Source organism: Mesorhizobium sp. M0808 (genome assembly GCF_040320025.1).
Lineage (GTDB): Bacteria > Pseudomonadota > Alphaproteobacteria > Rhizobiales > Rhizobiaceae > Mesorhizobium.
Window position 1 is genome coordinate 1 of the sequence record NZ_JAMYOX010000101.1, and the last position, 2686, is coordinate 2686.

The following is a 2686-nucleotide window of genomic DNA, read 5'->3' on the forward strand; positions in this document are numbered from 1 at the left end:
GCCCCGCCGATATAAAGCTCACCCACCGCCCCGAACGGCACGGGCGCGCCATGACCGTCCAGCAGGTACACCCGCGTGTTCGCAATCGGGCGCCCGATCGGGACAACTGACCCATCAAAGTCATCGGGACAACTCCAAACCGTCGCGCAGACTGTTGCTTCGGTCGGGCCATAGGCGTTGACGATAGATGCCGAGGCCAGACTTCGGACGAGTTCAGCTTTCGGCAGTTCGCCAGCAAGAATGAGAACTTGCGATGCCAAACATCCCGGATCCCTCCTTGCCTGAAGCAAGGCTGGAGGTAATGTCGCATGGGTTATGGCTTCGCTTCGCAGGTAATCCGATAGCTTGTTACTCGCCTGGCGGAGCTCGTCCGCAGGCAAGTGTAATGCGGCGCCTGAGCCAAACGCCATGACAAGCTCCCAAGCACTTGCATCAAAGCCGAAGGAGGCGAACTGCACAACACGGCTATTCGAACAGACGCCAAAAAGCCCGATCTGAGCCAACCCGAGATTGACCAGACTTCCATGCTCGACCATGACGCCCTTTGGGGTTCCGGTGGAGCCTGAGGTGTAGATGACATAGGCGAGATGGCGCGCGGTCAGGCCAATGGCGCGCGGCTCGGGATCGCAGGCGGGCAATTCGGCCCAGGCTGGTGTCGCCGTCTCCAGATCGACCACGCTCACATCGGCCAGCGCCTCGGCGCCGAGCGCAGCGCGGCCGGCCGCGTCGCAAAGCAGCAGCTTGGGTGCGGCATCATCGAGAACCTGCCGCAACCGCGCGCAGGGATAGGCCGGATCGAGCGGCAGATAGGCGCCGCCGGCCTTGAGGATCGCCAGCACACCAAGCACCATCGCCGGGCTGCGCTCCAGGCAGATCGCCACCGGCTGATCCGGCTTTACACCCAAGGCGATCAGATGGTGGGCCAGCCGGTTGGCCTGGGCATTGAGCTCGCCATAGCTCAGGCGCTCGTCCTCATAGACTACCGCCACCGCATCGGGGGCCTGGCGCACCTGCGCCTCGAACAGCTCGTGGATGCACATGTCCGACGGATAGGCCGCCGCCGTCCGGTTCAACTCCTCCAACAGGTAGGTGCGCTCGTCAGCCGGCAGGATGTCCAGATCGCGCACTGGCCGGCCTGCATCGGCCAGCACACTATGCAACAATGTTTGTAAGTGCTGCGTCATGCGGTCGATCTGCTCCGGTGCCAATCGACTTGCATCAAAATGCCATCGAAAGCTCCCATCCAGAGCGCAAAGCTCGAATGTCAGCAAATCACCGGATAGGGTTGTCTCAGAACTCGCGTTCGAAGCTAGATCGCCAGCGGCAGAACAGCTATCTGCTGTAATCGTGATGCCAATCGGCCAGGGCCGGTGCGACCGTAGCGCCTCCACACCTCGCACTGTCCGGCAGCGCGCGATAAGATCCCGGGCAAAGCTAGCGTGCGCCCTCAGCTGAGCGCATTCGCCCGCCACAGCTTTGCGCATTTCCTCAAAATCATGTGCAAGATCAATGGTAACTTCCATCGGCACGACAGAGGCGATAAGCACCTCCACCGCTTTCAAACCGGCTTGCGATCTATCCGATGCAGGCGTCCATCCCAGTTGAAGCTCTGTTTCTCCCGTGATGCGGGCGAGATAGATCAGCCAAGCCGTTACCAAGTATTCCGTGCGATCATTTGGCGACAGCTTAGCCAACGCACTTGCAATGAACCACGAACTCGACTGCCGTTTGGGCGGCGCCCCAGCTACGCACGACGACAGGAAAGGAAACTGCAATATTCTAAGCTGCTCAAGCCGCTGTCGCCAAAAATCCTCTGAAGGCGCCAGCAATTCATGGGCGGCAGTTATGCTCTGCGCCTGTTCATCGCTCAAAATTGGCAGGCGATCACCTTCATTCAGATTGGAATGCCTGGCGAGGTCTCGCGCGTCCAGCGCCTGACCATCGGAGCTGCCAAAGCAAACCTCAACATCCTGCGTACCCGTCGCCACCCGCCAGTGGCTGGAGTGGATTTCAAGCAGGCAACCTGCCGGAATGCCCGAGCGTCGAGGCAACACCTCCAGGCGTCTGACTGTGACAACCTCATCGCCTACGAGCGCCTTGGGCAGACACAATGGATTGGGATGATACGGGCCAAAGTCTAGGGCACGCGTCATCGCTGACAGGTCTTGCGCGGATCGATCCCATCGCAGACAGCCTGCCGCATCTGGGCGTCGACGTCTTGGAAAATAGCTTCTGTTCACCAGCGCTTGCGGATAGGCGGTAAGCTCTCCCTTCGCCAAACCAGTTAGAAGCTCGCGGAATCCCTCGACAGCGGCCTCATAACATTTGAGGTTCAGGGTCAGTGCCGTATCGGTGGGCGCAATCAGCACTTGGCGATGGACCACGACGTCACCCGTATCAACACCATCATCGATACGATGCCACGTGATGGCATACTCGCTCTCCTGGGCCAGCAGCGCCCAGGACGTCGCGTGAGTTCCTGCATACCGTGGCAGTGGACCGTCGTGGAAATTGAAAGCACCTTGTCGCGCTCGCCCAAACACGCCCGGTGGCAATATAAGCGGATTGGCAACGGAGAAAATCCAATCCACCGGCTCGGCCTTCAAACGAGAGCAGAGCTCGTCAACACTCGCAATACACGGGATATTGGCGCGAGCCGCCCAATCCGCGAATATAGCGTCGCCAC

Annotated in this window: 1 protein-coding gene; it reads right to left on the reverse strand. The window is 60.1% G+C overall.

Annotation, left to right across the window (positions count from 1 at the left end; translation table 11 throughout):
• The coding region (locus tag NKI25_RS36090; protein ID WP_353000934.1) for an AMP-binding protein at positions 1-2591 on the reverse strand (2591 nt) is incomplete at its 3' end.
• Positions 2592-2686 lie beyond the last annotated feature (95 nt).